Annotated in this window: 20 protein-coding genes; 9 read left to right on the forward strand and 11 right to left on the reverse strand. The window is 61.5% G+C overall.

The window, feature by feature from the left end; genetic code table 11:
• Positions 1-15 precede the first annotated feature (15 nt).
• The 6 genes from GQ59_RS05345 (at position 16) to GQ59_RS05370 (ending at position 5,128) form a co-directional block, all read left to right on the forward strand.
• Positions 16-1,263, forward strand: coding sequence for an ABC transporter substrate-binding protein (locus GQ59_RS05345; RefSeq protein WP_037078521.1), 1,248 nt, complete (start codon positions 16-18; stop codon positions 1,261-1,263).
• Between the two features lie 20 nt (positions 1,264-1,283).
• A complete protein-coding gene (locus tag GQ59_RS05350) occupies positions 1,284-2,159 on the forward strand; it encodes a branched-chain amino acid ABC transporter permease (protein WP_037078524.1) in 876 nt (291 codons plus the stop codon).
• Positions 2,160-2,169: 10 nt separating this feature from the next.
• Positions 2,170-3,168 carry a branched-chain amino acid ABC transporter permease gene (locus GQ59_RS05355; RefSeq protein ID WP_037078527.1) on the forward strand — a complete coding sequence of 333 codons (999 nt, stop codon included), beginning with the start codon at positions 2,170-2,172 and terminating at the stop codon, positions 3,166-3,168.
• A complete protein-coding gene (locus GQ59_RS05360; protein ID WP_037078529.1) occupies positions 3,165-3,920 on the forward strand; it encodes an ABC transporter ATP-binding protein in 756 nt (251 codons plus the stop codon). Before GQ59_RS05355 ends, GQ59_RS05360 begins: the two co-directional genes overlap by 4 nt.
• The gene (locus GQ59_RS05365) at positions 3,913-4,617 is read left to right on the forward strand and encodes an ABC transporter ATP-binding protein (protein ID WP_037079126.1); all 705 of its coding nucleotides are present in this window, start codon (positions 3,913-3,915) and stop codon (positions 4,615-4,617) included. Before GQ59_RS05360 ends, GQ59_RS05365 begins: the two co-directional genes overlap by 8 nt.
• A gap of 73 nt (positions 4,618-4,690) precedes the next feature.
• The gene (locus GQ59_RS05370) at positions 4,691-5,128 is read left to right on the forward strand and encodes an SRPBCC family protein (RefSeq protein WP_037078532.1); all 438 of its coding nucleotides are present in this window, start codon (positions 4,691-4,693) and stop codon (positions 5,126-5,128) included.
• A gap of 23 nt (positions 5,129-5,151) precedes the next feature.
• Here the strand turns inward: GQ59_RS05370 and GQ59_RS05375 are convergent, their stop codons facing one another.
• From GQ59_RS05375 to GQ59_RS05415, 9 genes are all read right to left on the reverse strand, one after another.
• Positions 5,152-5,832 carry a glutathione S-transferase family protein gene (locus GQ59_RS05375; RefSeq protein WP_051903804.1) on the reverse strand — a complete coding sequence of 227 codons (681 nt, stop codon included), beginning with the start codon at positions 5,830-5,832 and terminating at the stop codon, positions 5,152-5,154.
• Positions 5,833-5,925: 93 nt separating this feature from the next.
• Entirely contained in the window at positions 5,926-8,031 is a 2,106-nt protein-coding gene (locus GQ59_RS05380; RefSeq protein WP_037078535.1) for a molybdopterin cofactor-binding domain-containing protein, read from the reverse strand.
• On the reverse strand, positions 8,028-8,525 hold the full coding sequence (locus GQ59_RS05385) for a (2Fe-2S)-binding protein (protein ID WP_244447907.1): 498 nt from the start codon (positions 8,523-8,525) through the stop codon (positions 8,028-8,030). The genes GQ59_RS05380 and GQ59_RS05385 overlap by 4 nt, the downstream gene beginning before the upstream one ends.
• 89 nt (positions 8,526-8,614) lie before the next feature.
• The gene (locus GQ59_RS05390; protein ID WP_051903805.1) at positions 8,615-9,589 is read right to left on the reverse strand and encodes a Bug family tripartite tricarboxylate transporter substrate binding protein; all 975 of its coding nucleotides are present in this window, start codon (positions 9,587-9,589) and stop codon (positions 8,615-8,617) included.
• A 134-nt stretch (positions 9,590-9,723) separates the two neighbouring features.
• Complete coding sequence (locus GQ59_RS05395; RefSeq protein ID WP_037078536.1) at positions 9,724-10,347, reverse strand: nuclear transport factor 2 family protein; 624 nt, start codon at positions 10,345-10,347, stop codon at positions 9,724-9,726.
• Between the two features lie 46 nt (positions 10,348-10,393).
• Positions 10,394-11,899 carry a tripartite tricarboxylate transporter permease gene (locus GQ59_RS05400; RefSeq protein WP_037078538.1) on the reverse strand — a complete coding sequence of 502 codons (1,506 nt, stop codon included), beginning with the start codon at positions 11,897-11,899 and terminating at the stop codon, positions 10,394-10,396.
• A gap of 18 nt (positions 11,900-11,917) precedes the next feature.
• A complete protein-coding gene (locus GQ59_RS05405; RefSeq protein WP_084683047.1) occupies positions 11,918-12,379 on the reverse strand; it encodes a tripartite tricarboxylate transporter TctB family protein in 462 nt (153 codons plus the stop codon).
• A gap of 237 nt (positions 12,380-12,616) precedes the next feature.
• Complete coding sequence (locus tag GQ59_RS05410; protein ID WP_152564237.1) at positions 12,617-13,378, reverse strand: SDR family NAD(P)-dependent oxidoreductase; 762 nt, start codon at positions 13,376-13,378, stop codon at positions 12,617-12,619.
• Between the two features lie 33 nt (positions 13,379-13,411).
• A complete protein-coding gene (locus GQ59_RS05415) occupies positions 13,412-14,185 on the reverse strand; it encodes an HpcH/HpaI aldolase family protein (protein WP_037078540.1) in 774 nt (257 codons plus the stop codon).
• Between the two features lie 221 nt (positions 14,186-14,406).
• On the opposite strand from GQ59_RS05415, the gene GQ59_RS05420 reads away from it, so the two are divergent.
• A complete protein-coding gene (locus GQ59_RS05420; RefSeq protein WP_037078541.1) occupies positions 14,407-15,300 on the forward strand; it encodes a beta-keto acid cleavage family enzyme in 894 nt (297 codons plus the stop codon).
• Between the two features lie 142 nt (positions 15,301-15,442).
• Positions 15,443-16,354 carry a cupin domain-containing protein gene (locus GQ59_RS05425; protein WP_037078543.1) on the forward strand — a complete coding sequence of 304 codons (912 nt, stop codon included), beginning with the start codon at positions 15,443-15,445 and terminating at the stop codon, positions 16,352-16,354.
• A gap of 48 nt (positions 16,355-16,402) precedes the next feature.
• On the opposite strand, the gene GQ59_RS05430 is transcribed toward GQ59_RS05425, so the two are convergent.
• Positions 16,403-17,407 carry an NAD(P)H-quinone oxidoreductase gene (locus GQ59_RS05430; protein ID WP_037078544.1) on the reverse strand — a complete coding sequence of 335 codons (1,005 nt, stop codon included), beginning with the start codon at positions 17,405-17,407 and terminating at the stop codon, positions 16,403-16,405.
• Between the two features lie 25 nt (positions 17,408-17,432).
• A complete protein-coding gene (locus GQ59_RS05435) occupies positions 17,433-18,380 on the reverse strand; it encodes a DUF6282 family protein (RefSeq protein WP_051903807.1) in 948 nt (315 codons plus the stop codon).
• Between the two features lie 119 nt (positions 18,381-18,499).
• Between GQ59_RS05435 and GQ59_RS05440 the strand changes: the two genes are divergently transcribed.
• Positions 18,500-19,282 (forward strand): helix-turn-helix domain-containing protein, encoded by a 783-nt coding sequence (locus GQ59_RS05440; protein WP_037078546.1) that lies wholly within the window; start codon positions 18,500-18,502, stop codon positions 19,280-19,282.
• Positions 19,283-19,348: the final 66 nt, after the last annotated feature.

Consider the following 19,348-nt stretch of genomic DNA (forward strand, 5'->3'; position numbering starts at 1 on the left):
CAGGAGGAGGACAGGATGACAAACGGAATTGAGACGCTGGCTTCAAGGCCGATCGGCCGCCGTGCAGCCCTTATCGGGTTGGCCGGTGTGGCCGGAACACTTTCGATGCCATGGATTGCGCGAGCGCAGGCAGAAACCATCCGCATCGGGTTTCCGACGCCCTTGACCGGCCCGTTCGCAGCCGAGGCCAACGACCAGGTGCGCAGCGCCCAGCTTGCCGTAAAGCTCGCCAACGACAAGGGCGGGATTGCCGGCCGCAAGGTCGAGCTCCTGGTGCGTGACGACAAGCTGAATGCCGGCGAAGCCGCCACCCGCACGCTCGAACTGATCGAAAAGGACAAGGTCCATGCCGTGGTCGGCGCACTTTCGAGCGCCGTGCAGCTTGCGGTCAACGAGGTGACCCGTGCCCGCAGCATGCTGTACATTTCCATCAGCCAGTCGGATACCATCAACGAGAAGGATTTCAGCCCCTATACGTTCCATGAGGCGCTGAATCCGACGATGACGACCGCGGTTGTCGCCAGGCACAGTTTCAAGAAGGGTTCGAAGGTCGCCTATCTTGTTGCCGACTATGCCTACGGTCACGAGATGCTGCGCGGTTTCAAGCGGGCGGCCAAGGAAATCGGTGCGCAAACAGTCAGCGAAATCCTGCACCCGTTCGGCGCGGCGGACTATTCGACCTTCATCCCGACCATCCTGTCATCAGGCGCCGACATTCTCTGCATCTGCAATTTCGGCCGCGACCAGGCCAATTCCATCAAGCAGGCGGTGGATTTCGGCGTGAAGGACCAGATGAAGATCGTCGTGCCGGTGCTGCTGCACAACCAGCGGCTTGCGGTCGATCCCGAAGTCTTCGAGGGCGTCACCGGCGGCGCGAACTATTACTGGGGCCTGGAAGAAACCATGCCTTCCGCAAAGTCGTTCAACGACGCCTTCAGAGCCATGTACAAGGGCACGATCCCGACCGACTATGGAGCCTACGGCTATACCGGCGTCGCTTCCCTGTTGATGGCCATCGAAAAGGCGGGCGGGACGGAGCCACAGAAGGTCATCGCGGCTCTGGAAGCGCTGAAATATGATATCGCCAAGGGAGAGCAGTCCTACCGCAAGTGCGACCACCAGTCGATGCAATCGGTACTCGTCCTGGAATCCAAAGCGAAAAAGGCGATGAAATCGGATGCCGATCTCTTCAAGATCGTCGCCGCGGAACCTGCGTCGGAGAGCGTGTTGCGAACCTGCTCCGAACTTGGCTTCAAGAGCTGATACCTGGGACGGATGAGGTCATGACTGTCCAATTGATTGCAATGCAGCTGTTTTCGGGTCTTGCGCTCGGCGCGGTCCTGATCATGGTTGCGCTCGGCCTGTCGATCATCTTCGGCATGCTCGGCATCGTGAACTTCGCGCATGGCGCGTTGTTCATGGTGGGAGCCTATGCGGGGCTCTACGTGGCCGGCCTGACGGGGAGCTTCTGGTGGGCTCTCCTGATCGCGCCGGTCATGATCGGCCTGTTCGGCATGCTGATCGAGCGTTTCCTCATCCGTCCACTCTATGGCCGCTCGCCGGACGATCCGCTGCTCCTAACCTTCGGCCTCGGCTACGTGCTGGTCGAGGCGGTACGGATCCTCTTCGGCACCGACGGCATTCCATTCTCCACGCCGGCAGCCCTTCGCGGCATGGTGAACCTCGGTATCGGCTTTTTTCCGCTCTACCGGCTTTTCGTCATCGGCGTGGTTGTCGCCGTCCTGCTGCTGCTGTGGATCGGCCTCGAAAAGACGAAATTCGGCCTGATCGTCAGGGCAGGTTCCGCCGATCCGCTGATCATGCGCGTGCTGGGCGTCGATATCAGCAGATTGTGGCTGGTCGTGTTCGGTATCGGGGTCGGCATCACCGCACTCGGCGGTGTGCTTGCTGCACCGATGCGCAATGTCAGTCCGGAAATGGGCACGCTTGTGTTGGCCGAGGCCTTCGTGGTGACGGTCATCGGCGGCATGGGCTCGCTTCCCGGCGCCGTCATTGCCGGGCTCATCGTCGGCGTCTCGGTCAGCATGACATCGCTCTTTGCCCCGGAAATGGCGACGATCGTCATGTTCGCGCTGATGGCCTTCATTCTGCTGGTGCGTCCGAACGGCCTTTATGGCCGCGCCGCGTCTGGACTCTAGGGAGACCGCCATGTCCTTCATCAGAAATGCGGAACTTGTCCCGGCGCCCGCCCGCCGTAGCTTGGCCACACTGTTTTCCAATGTCAGCCGCTGGCGGGTGCCGCTTTCAATCCTGGCGCTCTGCATCATGCCCTGGGTGCTGCCCTCGCAGGCGCTGGCGGTCAACGTCTTGATCTACGGCCTCGTCGCGGTCGGCTACAACCTGCTCTTCGGTTACACCGGCCTGCTTTCCTTCGGTCATGCGGCCTTCTTCGGGGCCGGAGCCTATGCGACGGGTATCGCGATCGGTGCTTTCGGCGTCCACTGGTTCATCGCGATGCTGATCGGCGTGCTGGTTTCGGGCCTGCTTGCGACGGTCATGGGGATGCTCGCCATTCGCACACGTGGGATCTATTTCTCAATGGTGACGCTTGCGCTGGCACAGCTCGTCTACTATGCGGCGCTGCAGGCCTCATCCTGGACCGGCGGCGAAAATGGCCTGCGTGGCTTTACGGTCAGCACGCTGCACCTTCCCGGTTTCTCGGTAAATTTCCTCGATCCCCTCGTGAAATATTACGCGATCATGATCGTGGTCGCGGCGGCGCTCTGGTTCGTGTCGAGGGTACTGAATTCACCTTTCGGCGCAGTGATCGAGGCGATCCGCGAAAACGAGACGCGGGCGCGCGCCTGCGGCTATGATGTCGAACGAACCAAGCTGTTGTCGTTCATCCTTTCAGGCATCCTCTGCGGGCTCGCTGGCACGCTGTCGGCGATGCATCTTTCGATCGTGCCCCTGGATTCGCTCCACTACCATACGTCTGGTCTGATCGTGATGATGACGCTGCTCGGCGGCGCCGGCAGCTTCTTCGGTCCCTTTATCGGCGCCTTGGCGTTTCTTTCGATGGAGGACATCTTCTCGCTCTGGACATCCAACTGGCAGCTCATTGTCGGCGTGATCTTCATCCTCTTTGTCCTCTATCTGCCGAAGGGCATCTGGGGCACCTTGATATCCTGGGGCAAAAGCCGATGAGCGCACCCATCATGAGCGTCACCAATATCGGCAAGCAGTTCGGCGGACTGGTCGCACTGAAGGACGTCACGGCCGATTTCCAGGAAGGCCAGATCACCGCCATCATCGGACCGAACGGTGCCGGCAAGAGCACATTCTTCAACATCCTGTCCGGCGCCCTGGCACCTTCCAGCGGAACGCTTCGGTTTCGTGGCACGGATATGGCGGGCGTGCCACAGCACGACTATGTGCACCGCGGCATCTCTCGCTCGTACCAGATCACCAACATCTTCCCCAACCTTTCCGTCCTTGAGAACGTCCGTGTCGCCGCACAGGCTTTCCGCTCCCGCATGAACATCTGGGCGGACCGCAGTGCCGACAGCGATAGCCAGGACAGGGCCTCGGCAATGCTCGCATCGGTCGGGTTGTCGGCGCGGGCGGCGGCGCCGGCCAAATTCCTGGCGCACGGACAGCAGCGTGCGCTGGAAATCGCTATCGCCCTTGTGGCCGATCCGGCGCTTCTTCTGCTCGATGAGCCGACTGCCGGGATGGGGCCGGAAGAGACGCGCGAGATGGTCGCGCTGATAGAGAAGCTGGCGGCCCAACGCACGATCCTGCTGGTCGAGCACAAGATGAAGATGATCCTCGGCCTCAGCGACCGCGTGCTCGTACTTCACCATGGCCAGTTGCTGGCCGACGGGACACCGAAGGAAATCCAGGCGAACTCCGAGGTTCGTCGCGTCTACCTGGGACAAAATGATGGCTATGCTTGAAATCGAAGGCCTGAACGGCTGGTATGGCGCGAGCCATGTGCTCCACGGTGTATCGTTCGCGGTGGAACCGGGCGAGATCGTCGCGCTTGTCGGCCGCAACGGCGCGGGCAAGACGAGCATCATCCGCTCGATCATGGGGCTCATGCCGCGCACCACCGGCGCCATCCGGTTCAACGGCGAAGACATATCCCGGCTGAAGGCCCACGACCGCTATGTCCGCGGCCTCGCCTATGTTCCGGAAGAACGTCGTATCGTGCGTGGGCTGACAGTACTGGAAAACCTGCAGCTGGGGCTCGTCGCCGACCGCAAGCGGATCGACGAAGCGGCCGCGATCGACGAGATCGCCCGCAGCTTCCCACGCCTGAAGGAGCGGTTGCATCAGGAAGGTGTAACGATGTCGGGGGGCGAGCAGCAGATGTTGGCGATAGCCCGCGCCATGATTGCCCGGCCGAGGATGATCCTGCTCGACGAGCCATCGGAAGGCATCATGCCCGTGCTGGTCGAGGAGATGGGCGCACTGTTCAGGCGGCTGCGGGAGGAGGGGACGACGCTGCTCCTCGTCGAGCAGAATGTCGAATGGGCGCTGAAGCTTGCGGACCGGGCAGTTATCGTCGACCAGGGCGAGATCGTCTATCGCAGCGACGCGGCAACACTTCTGGCGGACAAGGACATTCAGGAGCGATACTGCGCGGTCTGAGCCCGCAGTCCACCGCCCCAATCATCATCGAACACAGGGGTTCGTCGCTTGCGCGGCGAAGAGCGATATCGTTATGGAAATCACTGGAAAATACCGGCTGGAAGGGCCGCGTGACGACGTGTGGGCGAGGCTCTTCGATCCCGATGTCCTGCGCCGTTGCATTCCAGGGTGCAAGGAACTGACGCAGACGGCCGAGAACAGTTTCGACGCCAAAGTCGTGCTCAAGATAGGCCCGGTTTCCGCAACCTTTGCGGCCACCGTCGAGATCATCGATATCGAGGCGCCGGAGAGCTGCCGAATAATAGGAAAGGGAAACGGCGGCATCGCCGGTTTCGCCAAGGGAGACTGCGTTGTCAGGCTCGCGCAGGATGGTGATACCACCATCCTGTCCTATAGCGCCGACGCGGACATCGGCGGAAAGGTTGCGGCGCTGGGCAGCAGATTGGTGCAGGCAACATCGAAAAAGCTCGCCGACCAGTTCTTTGTCTCATTTGCCGCGGGCGAGGATTAACGCGGGTTCACGTCGCTTAAAAGCTACTTGAAATGGGGGTTATCCTCCCGCTCCAGCACCGCCCTAACGGCTGCCCGCTCCCGCATCTGGTTGTGATGCCGCGTGAAATTCTCCAGGGTTTCCATAGGCAGCCCATTGCTCCTTCCCCAGCCGTAGAAGACGAGGGCATAGGGATCAACGACCGTATACCGGTCGCCCATGATCCACTGTTTGTCGGCAATCAGCCCATCTATCTCCTGCATGCTCTCCCAATAGGAAGACACCGCCTTGCTGCGGATGTCGTCATGAATTTCTTTTCGATCGACGAATCTGTAAGGCCTGAATTTCGCTCTCTGGAAGATATGAGGCGTATTTGAAAACCAGGCCATCTGGGAAATGCACAGCGTCTGGTCGAGGATGTCCGCCGGAAACAGGCCAGCGTCCGGACTGGTCAAGGCAATGAACGTCAATATCGCGGTGTTCTCGGTGATCACCCTGCCATCCGGCGCAATGAGGGCCGGCACCTTGGCGCGGGGATTGATTGCCAGGTATTCCGGGGTCAGATGCTGGTTTTCGGAGAGTAGCGTCTTGACCGGCCTGAACGGTTTGCCGGTTTCCTCAAGGGCGATGTGCGACGCCAGCGAACAGGACCCGGGACTGTAAAACAGTATCAATTCGCCCGTCCGGTTCGCTATCCTGCCCGAAACTGCAGATAGATCCGTCATTTTCAATCACTCTCCTTGTTTGATGCGATCAGAAGCGTTCCGAGCCTGACAGACCTGCCGCGGGGCATCCAACCAGCGTCGCCGGCCGTCTGGTCAAGCCATCAGGCCTGTCATGATCCGATCGCGGGTCATCGGCATGTGATGGATACGGGTGCCCAGGGCATGGGCGACCGCATTGCCGATGGCGGCTGCCGTTGGCCCACCTGCGCATTCACCGACGCCGAGCGGCGGGTATTCGCTGGCCTCGACAAGCTCGACGCGAATCTCGGGTATTTGCGAAAAGCGGATCACCGGATAACTTTCCCAGTCGAGCGTCGCGATACCCTGCGGGCCGAAGCGGACCTCCTCGATCAGCGTCCAGCTGATGGCCTGGACGATATTGCCTTCGATCTGGTTGAGAATTCCGTCGGGATTGATGGCGAGCCCGGCATCGACGGCGCACCAGACATCCGTGACCCTCACTGCCTCGTCCACCTCGACGGCAGCGACGACCGCCGCATAGGCCGAAGAATTCTTGTAGCGGGCGAGGCCGATACCCAGTCCGCTTCCGTCACCTCCGGCCTCACGGGATGACCAGTTCGCCATCGCCGCCGCTTTTTCGAGGACGCGACGGGCGCGAGGGTCGGAAAGGATGGCCAGCCGGTATGCAACGGGATCCTCGCCGATGCGCCCGGCCAGATCATCGAGAAGGCCTTCGATGGCGAAGACGTTCAATGTCGCGCCGAGGCCACGCAGTGACGAGGTCCGTACCGGCACGTCGTGGATCAGATGCAGTTCGATCCACTTCGGGCCGATGTCGTAAAGGGGAATGCCGTTGCGGGCAGCTCCGCCGCCGCGTTCAAGCGGAATGTCGAAGGGCTTGCGGTCAGGTGGCGGCGTCTTCATGGCGTGGGCGGCAAGCAGACTGGCGCCGCCGACACCGGGCCGCTGGCCATGGGTGGCACTCCAGATTTCCGTGGTCCAGTCGACGGGCCGGCCGGCCCCGTCCAGTCCTGCATGGACGGTGACGGACATGGCCGAGGAGAGGGGCTCGTAGCCGAATTCCTCTTCCCGCCGCCACATGAGGCGGATCGGCTGATCGGGCAGTGCGAGCGCCACGAGAGCGGCGTCCAAGGCGGCGTCGTCGGCACCGTTGTGGCCATAACAGCCGGCACCCTGGACATGATGGCAGGCAACCGCGTCGAGAGAAAATCCGGCCGTCCTTGCGATATTCTCCCGTAGCGGATGCATGCCCTGTGCATGGGACCAGACGGTAAGGACGCCGTCACGGTAGAGCGCGATCGCGCAGGAGGGCGCAATGGAGCCGTGCGAAAGGAACGGGCGAGTGAAGCGCGCGCAGATACGATCCGTCGAAAGCTGCGGCGGAGCATCACCCATGAGACGATCGTCCGAGGGCTGGGAGGCGACCCAGTCTGGCGTCGCCTGTTCGGGTGAGAGACTGAGGGCGTTATCCCAGAGGGCGCATTCTGTTGCAGCGACGGCGGCAGCGCGGACCGCGATCTCGTCGGTGCCGACGAATGCCACGAAATTGTTGAGGCGAACGATGCGAACGTCGCCTCCCGCTCTGCGCCGGATGATCTTCTCATCCAGTTGGAGAAGCGCCGCGTGCGGCCCGGGCTGACGCAATGTCCGCGCGTGCAGCAATCCTGGAAGCATCATGTCCTGAATGAAGCCGGATCCGGTGAGTTTTGCAGGCAGATCCAGCCGTGGGACAGATCTGCCGACGAGGCGGTGGGCGCTTTGGGGTTTCGGCGCAACCGTGCCGGTCGCTTCGGCAGAAAGGTCGAGTTCTCCGGCAATGTTCCAGTAGTCGATGCCGCTCGGCGCACCGTTCTTCAAGAAGGCGCCGTCCGCGACGGTCAGCTCGTCGGGCGCCGCGTTCAAGCGCAACGCCGCCCGCGCCAGGGCAAGTGCACGGACTTCCGCTGCGACAAGCCTTATCGCAGCACCGGAATGCTCGATGGACCAGCTTGAGGCGGTATACCCTTCGCCCGGACCCTCGACGCTGTTGCCGGACATCATCCGCACTTGGTCTATGCGAAGATCCAGTTCCTCCGCGGCGATCTGCGCAAGCGCCGTCAGCACGCCCTGGCCGAGTTCCACCTTGCCGGTACTGATACGCACCGTCTGGTCGTCCTGAAAGCGAAGCCAGCGGTCGAGCCGGGGATTGTCCTTCAGGCTGAAGGTAAGAGCGGTCATCGGGCTTCCTTGTCACGCATGTCGGCTGCCGCCTTCAGCACGGCACGCACAATGCGGGGGTGGGAGCCGCAGCGGCAGAGATTTGCGTCGAGCGCGGCGGCGATTTCGGTCCGCGTCGGGTCGGCATTGCGATCGAGGAAAGCCTTTGCGGCGATGAGAATGCCCGATAGGCAATAACCGCATTGTCCCGCCTGCTCGTCGAGGAATGCCTGCTGCAGCGGATGCAACGCATCCGCCGAGCCCAAGCCTTCGACCGTGGTGATCGTGCGGCCGGAAAGCGTGCCGATTTCCCGGCTGCAGGAATAGGCGGCAACGCCGTCGATCAGAACCATGCAGGCGCCGCATTGCTCCAACCCGCAGCCATACCGGCTGCCTTTTAGTCCCAGGTGATTGCGCAGCACGTCCAGGAGCGGCGCAGTCGAGGGCACGTCCAGCTCATGCACCTGCCCATTGATATTAAGAGTGAGGCACTCGTTCATCCAGCTCAATTCCATCCCTATGCCCGCATCTCCAAGTCCCGCCGAGGTGTCGCGGACCAAGTGATAGCGGCCGCGACACCATAAGCCCCTAATGCGTCAGTAGTTCAGGTCGGTTCGACCAGCCCGGCCTTGACCAGCGGCTCGATCGACCGGATCTCGCGTTCGATCGAGCCGGCCATTTCGTCAGGCGAATTGACCACGGGGGTCAATCCGAGCGACGCAAATTTCTTTTGTGCTGCCGGCGTATCGCTCCACTCCTTGATGGCTGTGTGGATCTTACTGACGATCTCCTTCGGCATCCCCTTCGGGCCGACAGCACCGAACCAGAGGGTTTGATCGTAGCCGTTGAGGCCCTGTTCCGCGACGGTCTGCACCTCGGGCAGTTCCGGAATTCGCTTGGCCGAGGTAACCGCAAGCCCGCGAATTTTCCCCTCGCGGATATGGGGGAGATAGTTGGACGGGGCGTCGAGCGCGAAGTGGATATGTCCGCCCAGCAGATCGGCCAGCAGCGGCGGCGAACCCTTATAGGGAATATGGTTGATCTGCACGCCGGCCATCTGCCCGATGATGGCCGCGGCTATGTGCCCCTTGGTCCCCGCGCCCGGATTTCCGATATTCAACTTTCCAGGGTTTGCCCTTGCATAGGCGATGAGTTCCTGGACGGATTTCGCCGGAGCCGAAGCACTTGAGCTGAGCAGCGCCGGGCTTTCAGCGACAATCGAGATCGGTGTGAAGTCCACCTGCGGATCGTATGCAAGGTTTTTTTGCACCACCTTGTTGGCCGCGATCGGTGCGCTGCCGCTGATCATGATCGTGTAGCCATCGGGCGCAGCGCGCGCAAGCCTGCCGCCGGCCAGCGCCCCGGCTGCGCCCGCGTGGTTCTCGATGACGAATTGCTGGCCGTATTTGGCCGTCAAGGCGTCGGCGACCAGCCGGGCTATAATGTCACTGGTGCCTCCCGGAGGATAGGCCGAGATCACCACCACCGATTTGCTCGGCCAACTGTCGGCCAGCGCAATTCCTCTGGACGCCAGCATGGCAGCTGTCCCGCCCAATACGATAAATTCCCGCCTGTTCATTACACGTCTCCTCCCACCCGTTGAATCGAGTTCTATAGGCGCAACACTATCGTGCCGGATTGCGATCGCGAACCTCTGACTGAGACCATTCCGCTGCTTGGAATGATCCGCGCGATCGCAAGCCCTGATGGCCGTCATTCTGCGCCGGCAAGCCAGCGTTCCTCGCCCTCGTGAAAAGCGCCGAGTTTGTCCGGTCGATCGTCGCCCAGCAGATCGGATTTTACCGTCACCCCGCGCGTGTGCTGGATATATGCCAGGAACTTGTAGGAGGGACGCATCGTCGACAGGACGGACCAGTCGATGGGAAGTGTCTCCGCCGGGTTGACGGGCTTGGCGACATCCCTTTCGAACAGGACCTCGAAGGTGAGGAGCTTCCAGATGCCGGCCTCCCGCACGGCGCGGGAGAAGAACCGGCAGAAGACATGAAGGTCGATCTCGACGCCGTCAGGCCTCGCGCGGTTGAAGATCATTGCCGGGCTTTCCACCGTTGCCCGGTCCCCAGTCACTTGCGCAAAGGCGGGAAACACCCAGTGCTTGCTGTTGCCCGTCGCCTTCATCCACTCGCGCGTGGCGTCCACATAGGCCTGGCCGCCGCGTCCCTCGTACCAGCTCGTGCGGATAAAGGCGTCGCGATGGAAGCATGCGCTCATCACGTCAAAACGGCGCTGGTCCCGGGCAAAGCGTTCGCGGCGCACGAGATCGAATAGTTCCTCGCGGTCTAGAAGGGCCTTTAGGCGCGTGCCGTCGTCCTGTTGCATAAGTGTCTCCTGGAAGTTGGTGCGTAATGGATCCGTGCCGTGCCGATCAGTCGACCTCCTGCAGCCCTTCCTCGCGCACTTTGCGAAAGCGCGGCGACACGATCGACAGGAGTAGCAGGGCGGCGACGACCAGAGTTCCGAGACTGAGGGGGCTCGTGAAGAAGACGCTTGCATCTCCGTGGGAGATCAGCAGCGTCCGGCGCAGATATTCTTCCGCCATGGGACCGAGGATCATGGCCAGGATGAGCGGCGCGGGTTCTGCTCCCATCCTCTTGAAGAAATAACCGAGCACGCCGAACAGCGCCATCATGTATACGTCGAAAACGCTGTTGTTGATGCTGTAGACGCCGATCGCCATGAAGACGCAGATCGTCGGGAACAGGAAGTGGTACGGCACCGAGATCAGCTTTGCCCACATCCCGACGAGCGGAAGGTTCAGGAAAAGCAACATCAGGTTGCCAAGCCACATCGACACGACCAGGCCCCAGAACAGGGCAGGCTGCTGAGACAGGATTTCCGGCCCGGGCTGGACGCCCTGAACGACCAGAGCTCCAATCATCAGTGCCATGGTCGCGGTTCCCGGAAGGCCGAGCGTCAGCATCGGTATGAAACAGGTTTGCGCTGCGGCGTTGTTCGCGGCCTCCGGCGCGGCTACCCCCTCGATCGCACCCTTGCCGAATTGCTCGGGATGCTTCGAGATCTTCTTCTCCAGCGCATATGCCGAGAAGGACGCGAGCAGGACGCCCGCGCCCGGCAATACGCCCAACAGGACCCCGATACCGGTGCCGCGCAGGATCGGCGCGGACATCCGGCGCCAGTCCTCGGCCGTCGGAAACAGGCTGCTGACGGGCGCGACCCCGGTCACCCGCAAACGCTCGTTTTCCAGATTCATGAGGACGTCGCCCAGACCGAATATGCCCGTGGCGACGACGACAAAATCCAGCCCGTCGAGCAGGTAAGGCGACCCGAACGTATACCGCGCGGCGCCTGTATTGATGTCGGTTCCGATCATTCCGAGGATGATGCCGAACAGCGCCATGCCGAAGGCTGTCAGCAGCGATCCGCTGGTCAGCACCATCGAGGTGATGAGGCCGAGCATGATCAGCGAGAAATATTCCGCAGGCCCGAAGGTCAGGGCAAGGCTCGCCAGCAATGGCGCCGCTATCACGATGAAAAGCGTCCCCACCGTGCCGGCGAAGAAGCTGCCGATCGCGGCCGCCGCCAGTGCGCGCCCGGCCTTGCCCTGCTTTGCCATCTGGTGCCCGTCGAGCGTGGTGACGACGGATGAAGCCTCTCCTGGAAGATTCATCAGGATCGCAGTCGTCGAACCTCCATATTGCGATCCGTAAAAGATGCCCGCCAGCATGATGAGTGCCGTATCGACCGGCAGACCGAACGTGAACGGCAGGAGCATGGAGATCGTCGCGATCGGCCCGAGGCCGGGCAGGACACCCACCGCGGTGCCAAGAAGCACTCCCGCAAAACAATAGGCGAAATTGGACAACGTCGTTGCCGTCGAAAACCCCAGGAGAAGTCCATTGAAAATGTCCATGTCATTCCTGCAAAGCGGTTAGAAACCGGGAACCCGCAGCCAGCTTCCCACGATGGGGATGGGCAGGCCGAGCAGTTCGATGAAGACGACGGAGCAGAGCGCGGCAAAGGCGAGAGACCCTGCGATGGCCCGCCATCCGAGGTGAAATTTGATGCTCGTCGCCGCGGTCATGGTCGTCAGAAGGAGAATGGCCAGCGGCAAGCCGAGGGTCTCGACCGCCAGCCCGAAAACCACCACCGCACCGGGGATCAGCAAGAGCGGCTTCCATCGAATGGCCGGCAGTGTTTCCGGCTGGACGAATTGCGAACGAAAGAGGACGAGGAGACCCGTCAACACCAGCAAGCTCGAAATGATGACAGGAAAATAACCCGGTCCCATCCGACCTGATGTGCCGAATGGATAACTTATCGCAACTGAAACGGACACGACGCCAAAAACAACGAAAAAGAGTCCCAGTAAAACGTCTTGGCTCAGCTTCATCCGAGGCTCCAATCCAAAAGTTGTTCATGCGAATTGCAATAATGCGCGCTTATTGGTCTGTTCAACAAGCGGAGCAATACCCTCGCCAGATCGCAGACATTCACAATACAAAGCCGGCTGACGCTGGCAATGTCGCAGGCAACCTGTTTCGCCAGACGATGGACCAATCACGCAGAAGCAGCGGGAAGGCAGCGCCAGAAGGCGCTGCCGCCCCTCAAGTTTCTGTGGCTTCAGCGGCTACAGATGGCGGCCTTCGTCGACCGGTATGACGATTCCGGTCGAACTGGTGAGGTTGACGATGCAGGCAGTCACTGCCCGCGCGACATCGTCGGGAGCGGTGATCCTGGCGAGAGGAAGTCGTTCCGCGACTTTTTGCAGCTGGTCCCGGGTGCGGTGAGGAACAAAATCGGTATCGACGCCCGCCGGCGAAACGGAGAAAACGCGAACTTTGGGTGCCAGCACCTTGGCCAGCCCAATTGTGAGCGCATCCAATCCGCCCTTCGCCGCAATGTAGGCCAGGCTGCTTCCCACACCGGTCCGGGCCGCAATGGAGGAGATATTGACGACGGCGGCGTTGTTGCCTTGCTCCAGCATCGGACGGAATGCACGAACCATTGCGAAGGGACCTCTGAGGTTTATCGCTACCGCGCGATCGAATATGTCGTCGGTGAGCGCCTCGAGGTCGTTGGCCGCGACCGGGGTTGTCGCACCCCCGCAATTGATCAGGGCATCGAGGCTACCGAATTTCTCCCCGACGGCGCCGGCCGCCCCGGCGACGGATGCCGGATCATCGATTGCGATGCGCAGGGCGATGTGACCGCTGCCATGAAGGCTTTGGACGACGTCAGCGGCCATCTCCGGGCGGCTCTTGTAGCCGACGACGATAGTGGTGCCCATACGGGCGAGCCGCGCGGCGATCGCGCGCCCGATCCCGCTGTTTCCGCCGGTCACGAGCGCTACTCTTGGAACTGCCAGTTCCGGAACTTCGATCAGTGGCATTTTTCCTCCCTAAAAGACCTGCTGACGATGAATTTAAGCCGAAAATTCCCTGAGAGCGGCGGCGGCGGCCGATCGGATGAAGCCATGGTCGCTCGACACCAACATCGCACTCGCACCGAGTTCGGCCGCGAAATCGAAGTCAGCCTTGCTGGTCGGCAGCATCATGAGCGGAATATCGGCCTCTCGTGCCGCCGCCCCGATCTGCCTGCTTATTTCCGCCACCTTTGTGCTGGCCCGCGGATCGCCTCGGTATGCTGCCGTCAGATCTCCCCGGCCGATGAACAATGCGTCTATGCCATCTACCCTGGCGATATCCGCCGTCAGGTCAACGGCCTCGAAATCTTCGATCATGGCGATGCAGGCGACCTGGCTGTCCTGCAGCGACATATGATGCCCCGCGTCAATACGTCCCCAATTGCTCGCGCGTGTCAGTCCGGCAAAACCTCGGCTGCCTCCCGCATACCGGCAGCTGCGTGCGATTGCCCGAGCCTTTTCGAGCGTGCTTACATGCGGGACCATGATCCCCATCGCGCCCGAATCGAGTGCCGACAGAACGTTTGCTTCGCTGAATTCGGCGATGCGCACCACGGGCGCGATATTCGATGCACGAGCGGCAAGGATCATCAGATCGGTTATGTCGCGTCCGAGCGCGGCATGTTCCTGGTCGATGACCACGAAATCGTAGCCGATCGCGCCCAATATCTCGACCACCTGCGTCGTGGGAAGCTTGAGGAATGTGCCGAACATCCGTTGGCGCGTCAGCAGTCGTTCACGGAATGCGGTAAAATCGGGACGCTGTTGTGTCATCTGGCAACCTTTCGATACCGATCCCTAGGCCACTCATTGCCAGGGGCGAAGCCAATTGCGGTCTCGTTTCTCCCTGCGAAACACTCCCCACCCCGGCAGGCGTTTCTTCTCGCGAAACGCGCGGCGATTACGATTGTGATCCGCAGCTTCGGGTGCGAGCCAATGTCGTCAGGACAGTGCGATTTCCGCGCGCATGACGCTCAACGAGGAACACAAAAGCCTTGGCCAATCCCACCATCATAAGCTGTGCCGTCACGGGCAATATCACGACGATCGATCAGACCCCCTATCTGCCTGTCACTCCGGAGCAGATTGCCGATGCGTGCCTCGATGCGGCACGGGCGGGCGCTGCGATCGTTCATATCCATGTGAGGCACCCGGACGGCAGGCCCAGCATGGAATTGCAGCACTACCGCGAGGTTGTCGAGCGCCTGCGGGCTGCGGACGAGGACGTGATCATCAACCTTACGACCGGCCCTGGCGGGCGGTTCGTCCCCGGCGAAGACGAACCGCGCATCGCAGCGCCCGGGACCACGCTGATGCGACCGGAGCGCCGGGTCGAACATATCGCTTTCCTGAGGCCCGAGATCTGCAGTCTCGATTTCAATACGATGTATTCCGGTTCTTCCGTCGTCATCAATACGCCCCGCAATCTCGCGGTCATGGCGGAGATCATTCGGGATGCCGGCGTACTGCCGGAGATCGAGGTATTCGATACGGGGGACATCCAGCTCGCCAATCAGTTCCTCCAGGAGGGCAGGCTGGCGGAACCCGCGCTGTTCCAGATCGTGCTCGGAGTGCGTTACGGGGCAATCGCCACGCCGGAAACGCTGATGTACATGAAATCGCTTCTGCCGACAGACGCTCATTGGGCGGCCTTTGGCGTGGGGCGCTGGGAGTTTTCGATGCTGGCGCAGGCCTGGCTTCTGGGGGGCCACGTTCGGGTCGGCCTGGAGGATAACATCTATCTGGAAAAAGGCGTCCTCGCCGCCAGCAACACCGTGCTCGTGGAGAAGGCGGTGCGCATTTTAAGAGAGCTCGGAGGCACCATCGCCACCGCCAGTGAGGCGCGAGAAATTCTCGGGCTGAAGAAGCAGCTTCCCAAGCCACGCTAGATCCTGCGGCGGTGCATGTCGCTCGCCCAGCTTCCCGGGAACGCGAGCCGCAGCCCTGCCTCAACGCCATCCGGTTCCCTGGCGGGGGGCCAGACGATTTCGACTACCGCCAGCAATTCTGGCAAAAAAAGCGGAGATGCCAATGTACGTCCAGAGCGACCCACGATCCAATCTGTCCAACGCTGCGAAACCGGGCGGCACCAAGGTGCACAGCAGCTATTTCGGCTCGCAGCTTGCCCTGTTCTACGAAACCGCGCCCCAGATCGCCGACGCCAATGGCGACACATGGATCAGCCGCGGACAGAACTTTGTCGTCGCATACAGCAACGCGAAAGAGGGCGGCATCTTCTCCCGCCGGTCGCAGCCCGATGAATATGCCTTGATCATTCCCGACAGGGAGACTTCGGTCGAAATCACGACTGCAGAGGGAACCACCGTCGTTCCGGGTTATTCCATCGCCTTCGTGCCGCCGGGCGACAGCTCCATCCGGGTATCGACGCGCGGCAGTATCGTTCGCCTTTTCACACCGAAGTCGGAGGATCTGGCTGGCGTCGCTTCGAACGCGGATGCCTTCCGCGGCGAGCATCCCAATGTCCCCTCCTTCGAAGCCTGGCCGCAGCCGCCCGGCGGTCTGACGTTGAAGTGGTATACGCTGGAGGTTCCGGACGATCCGTCCCGGTTCGGGCGCATCTACCGCTCTACGACGTTCATGATCAACTATCTGTCGCCGCGGGTCGGTCCTCGCGAGCGGGACAAGGTGTCCCCGCACCATCACGACGATTTCGAGCAATGCTCGCTTGCGTTAAGCGGTTCCTTTACCCACCATCTGCGCTGGCCCTGGACGACGAACATGAACATCTGGCGGGAGGACGAACACCTCTACTGCGAATCGCCGTCGATCTGCGTGATCCCGCCGCCCGCGATCCACACGACAACCGCTGAGTCCGCCGGCGTAAATCAACTGGTGGACATTTTCGCACCGCCGCGGATGGATTTTTCGCAAAAGCCGGGCTGGGTCCTCAACGCAGACGATTATCCGATGCCCGAGGTGTGACGACCTGTCGGCTCGCAGTTGCCTGCGGATCTCAGGTGCCATCGGCGGCTACGGAACGGTGTGGGCAAGCGCCGGATCGACGACAAGGACAACTTTGCCGATCTGGAGGTTTTCGTCCAGGATGCGATGAGCCTCCCGCACATGCCCAAAGGGGACGACCTGATGGATGCGGGTAACAATGCGGCCGTCCTCAAGCAGTGGCCAAGCATGGTCGACCAGGTCTTTCGCAAGCCGTCCCTTGTAGGAGGGCGGCCTTGGTCTAAGCGTTGATCCGGTGATGGTCAGCCGTCGGCGTACCAGCGTACGAATATTCACCTGCGCCATGCTGCCTTGATGGCTGGCGATGAAGACAAGCCGGCCGTCGTCCTTCAGGAGGTCCAGCTGGCGCTGCGTCTCATCTCCGGCTTGCCCGTCCAGGATGACGTCGACCCCTTCGCCGCCGGTCAGGTCGCGGATCTGTTCATCCCAGGCATCGCGATAGTCGACCGCGTCTTGCGCGCCAACGATCCTGCAGACCGCTCGTTTCTCGGCGGTGCCGGCGGTCGCAAAGACGGTTGCGGCTCGAAGCCGTGTGGCGATCTGGATGCCGGCCATTCCGACCCCGCTGGTGCCGCCCTGGATCAGCAGGGTCTCCCCATATTCCAGACGCGCCAGCCAGATCAGGTTGTTCCAGGCCGTGAAGAAGACTTCCGGAAGCGAAGCAGCCTCGATAAAGCTCAGACCCTTCGGGATCGGCATGCATTGCACGGCCGGCGCAAGGCAGAACTCCGCATAACCGCCGCCGTTGACAAGCGCGCAGACCAGGTCTCCTGCCCGAAGCTCCTCAACGCCTTCCCCGACGTCGTCGATGACCCCGGCAACGTCGAGACCTGGAATTTCGGATGCGCCTGGCGGCGGCGGATAGAGACCGCGCCGCTGCTGGACATCCGGCCGATTGACCCCGGCTGCGACGACGCGGATCAGTACTTCCCCGGGCGCCGGCCGCGGGCGCGGGCGTTCAACGATCCGAAGAACTTCAGGCCCGCCCGGACGTTCGATCTCGATGACTCGCATTGGCTGGGTCAGCGGAACGGATGGGTCACGTTGGCAATCCGACCAGCCTGGCCGGATTGTCTGCAACCATGGTCCGCACGTCCGCCTCGCTGAAACCCAATGCCAGGCAGAGCTTGATCGCCTGCCGCATGCCTTCCACCGGCGTAGGGTTGTCGATCTGCCCGAGATCCGAGCCGATTGAGGAATGTTCGACCCCTGCAGCCAGGATGTGTTCCTTGAATTCCTCCGGCGTATAGGTGTTGAAGCGGGAATCGACGTACAGTCCGGCGGACTGTTCGATGAGGGCGCCCAGTTGAGCCAGTTCGCGAACGTCGTCCGGCGTGAAGTGGAGCCCGTACATCGGATGATTGACGAGCAGACGTTTGACCCCGCGGGCACGCGCTTCATCGAAGAGCTTCCAGATTTCCCAGACATGCAGATGCCCGGAGGACAGAATGGCATCGAATTCCGCGATCATGTCGAGGATCTGCTTCACCTCGTCCAAAATGTTCCCATAAGCATCGAGAGGCGTCAGCGCCGGCGAATGTCTCAGCTGGACATTTGAAGCAAGCCGCGTCTTGCGATGCGCGCTCCGTATGTGATTGGCCGCCTGTGCTGTTGGCATCCAGATCAGCTTTGCGCCCATTTTCAGCTGGGCGTCGACCACGAACGGGTTCAATCCGCCCGTCGAGTTGTTGAGCACCAGGCCGCTGAACATCGACAGGCCGCGGTCTCCGAACAGCCGCTCCATCATCGGGATCACCGGCGCGACCGAATAATGATGGTCCTTGAACAGAAGCCCGCGCATGCCCGCCGCCGCCGCCTCTTCGGCGGCCTCCATGTGGTCGAGCTGCCGGGGCATGGTCGAAGGACCGGAGTGGACGTGAAGATCAACCGCGCCGCGCAGCAAAGTGCTGGCCAATTCATCGTCGACACCGGCGATAAGCCTTCTGACTTCCTGTCTATTGCGGTTCACATCGTCTGCCGAGGCCATGGCAATCTCCTGCTTGCGTCCTGAACCTCCCTAAAGCTTGACTCCAGATTGCGACAACTTATCATCCCCGGCATTTCGCTAGTCGAAACAGCCGTCTAGATTCTACGGGAGGAGGATCCATGGGCATTCGAGCAATCGAACGCGCGATGAATGTTCTGCAAGAGCTGAACCTTCACCCAATCAATACAATTGCCCAACTGCATGCCCGGACCAAGCTCCCGAAACCTACTCTCGTTCGCATCCTGCGGACGCTCGAGGAAGCGGGATATGTGGAAAATGATACACGGCAGGGAGGCTATCAGGTCAGCGGGCTGGTGACGTCCCTGAGTTCCGGCTTTCACAAGGGACCGCTGGTCGTGGAAGCCGGCCGCGCCTGGGCAATTGCGATGACCCGCAAGCACAAATGGCCGATAGCGATCGCCTTGCCGGACTACGACGGGATGGTGGTGCGGTTCAGCACGGTGCCGGACAGCTTTATTTCGCCGTTTCACAGTACGGTCAACAAGCGTCTCTGTCTGCTTACGCGCGGACTGGGCCTGGCCTACCTTGCCTTCCTCGACAAGGATGAATTCGACCTGATCATCGACGTGCTGAAGAGGTCGGATGATCCCGAGAACGCGCTCAGTCACCATCCGGCCGAACTGAAGCGGGTTGTCGGCAAGGTCCATCGAGACGGCTACGCCACCCGATCGTCTCTCGTGGAGCCAAAGAACTCCAACACCATCGGCGTTCCCATCATCGGCCAGGGCGGGCGGGTCCTGGCGAGCATAGGGCTGACCTATTTCACGTCGGCCTTCGGCTCGGAACGGGAAGCGTGCGAACGCTACGTTCCGATCCTGCAGTCGGCCGCGGCTGCGATCTCGGAAGATCTGGACCGCCTCTCCAACACGTTTGCCACCTGATCCGACAGGGCCGCCTGCCGGACCGAGACCGAAAGGCATTCCGGGCCGTCGGCAAGACCTGCTGCC

The organism is Neorhizobium vignae, from assembly GCF_000732195.1.
Classification (GTDB): Bacteria; Pseudomonadota; Alphaproteobacteria; order Rhizobiales; family Rhizobiaceae; genus Neorhizobium; species Neorhizobium vignae.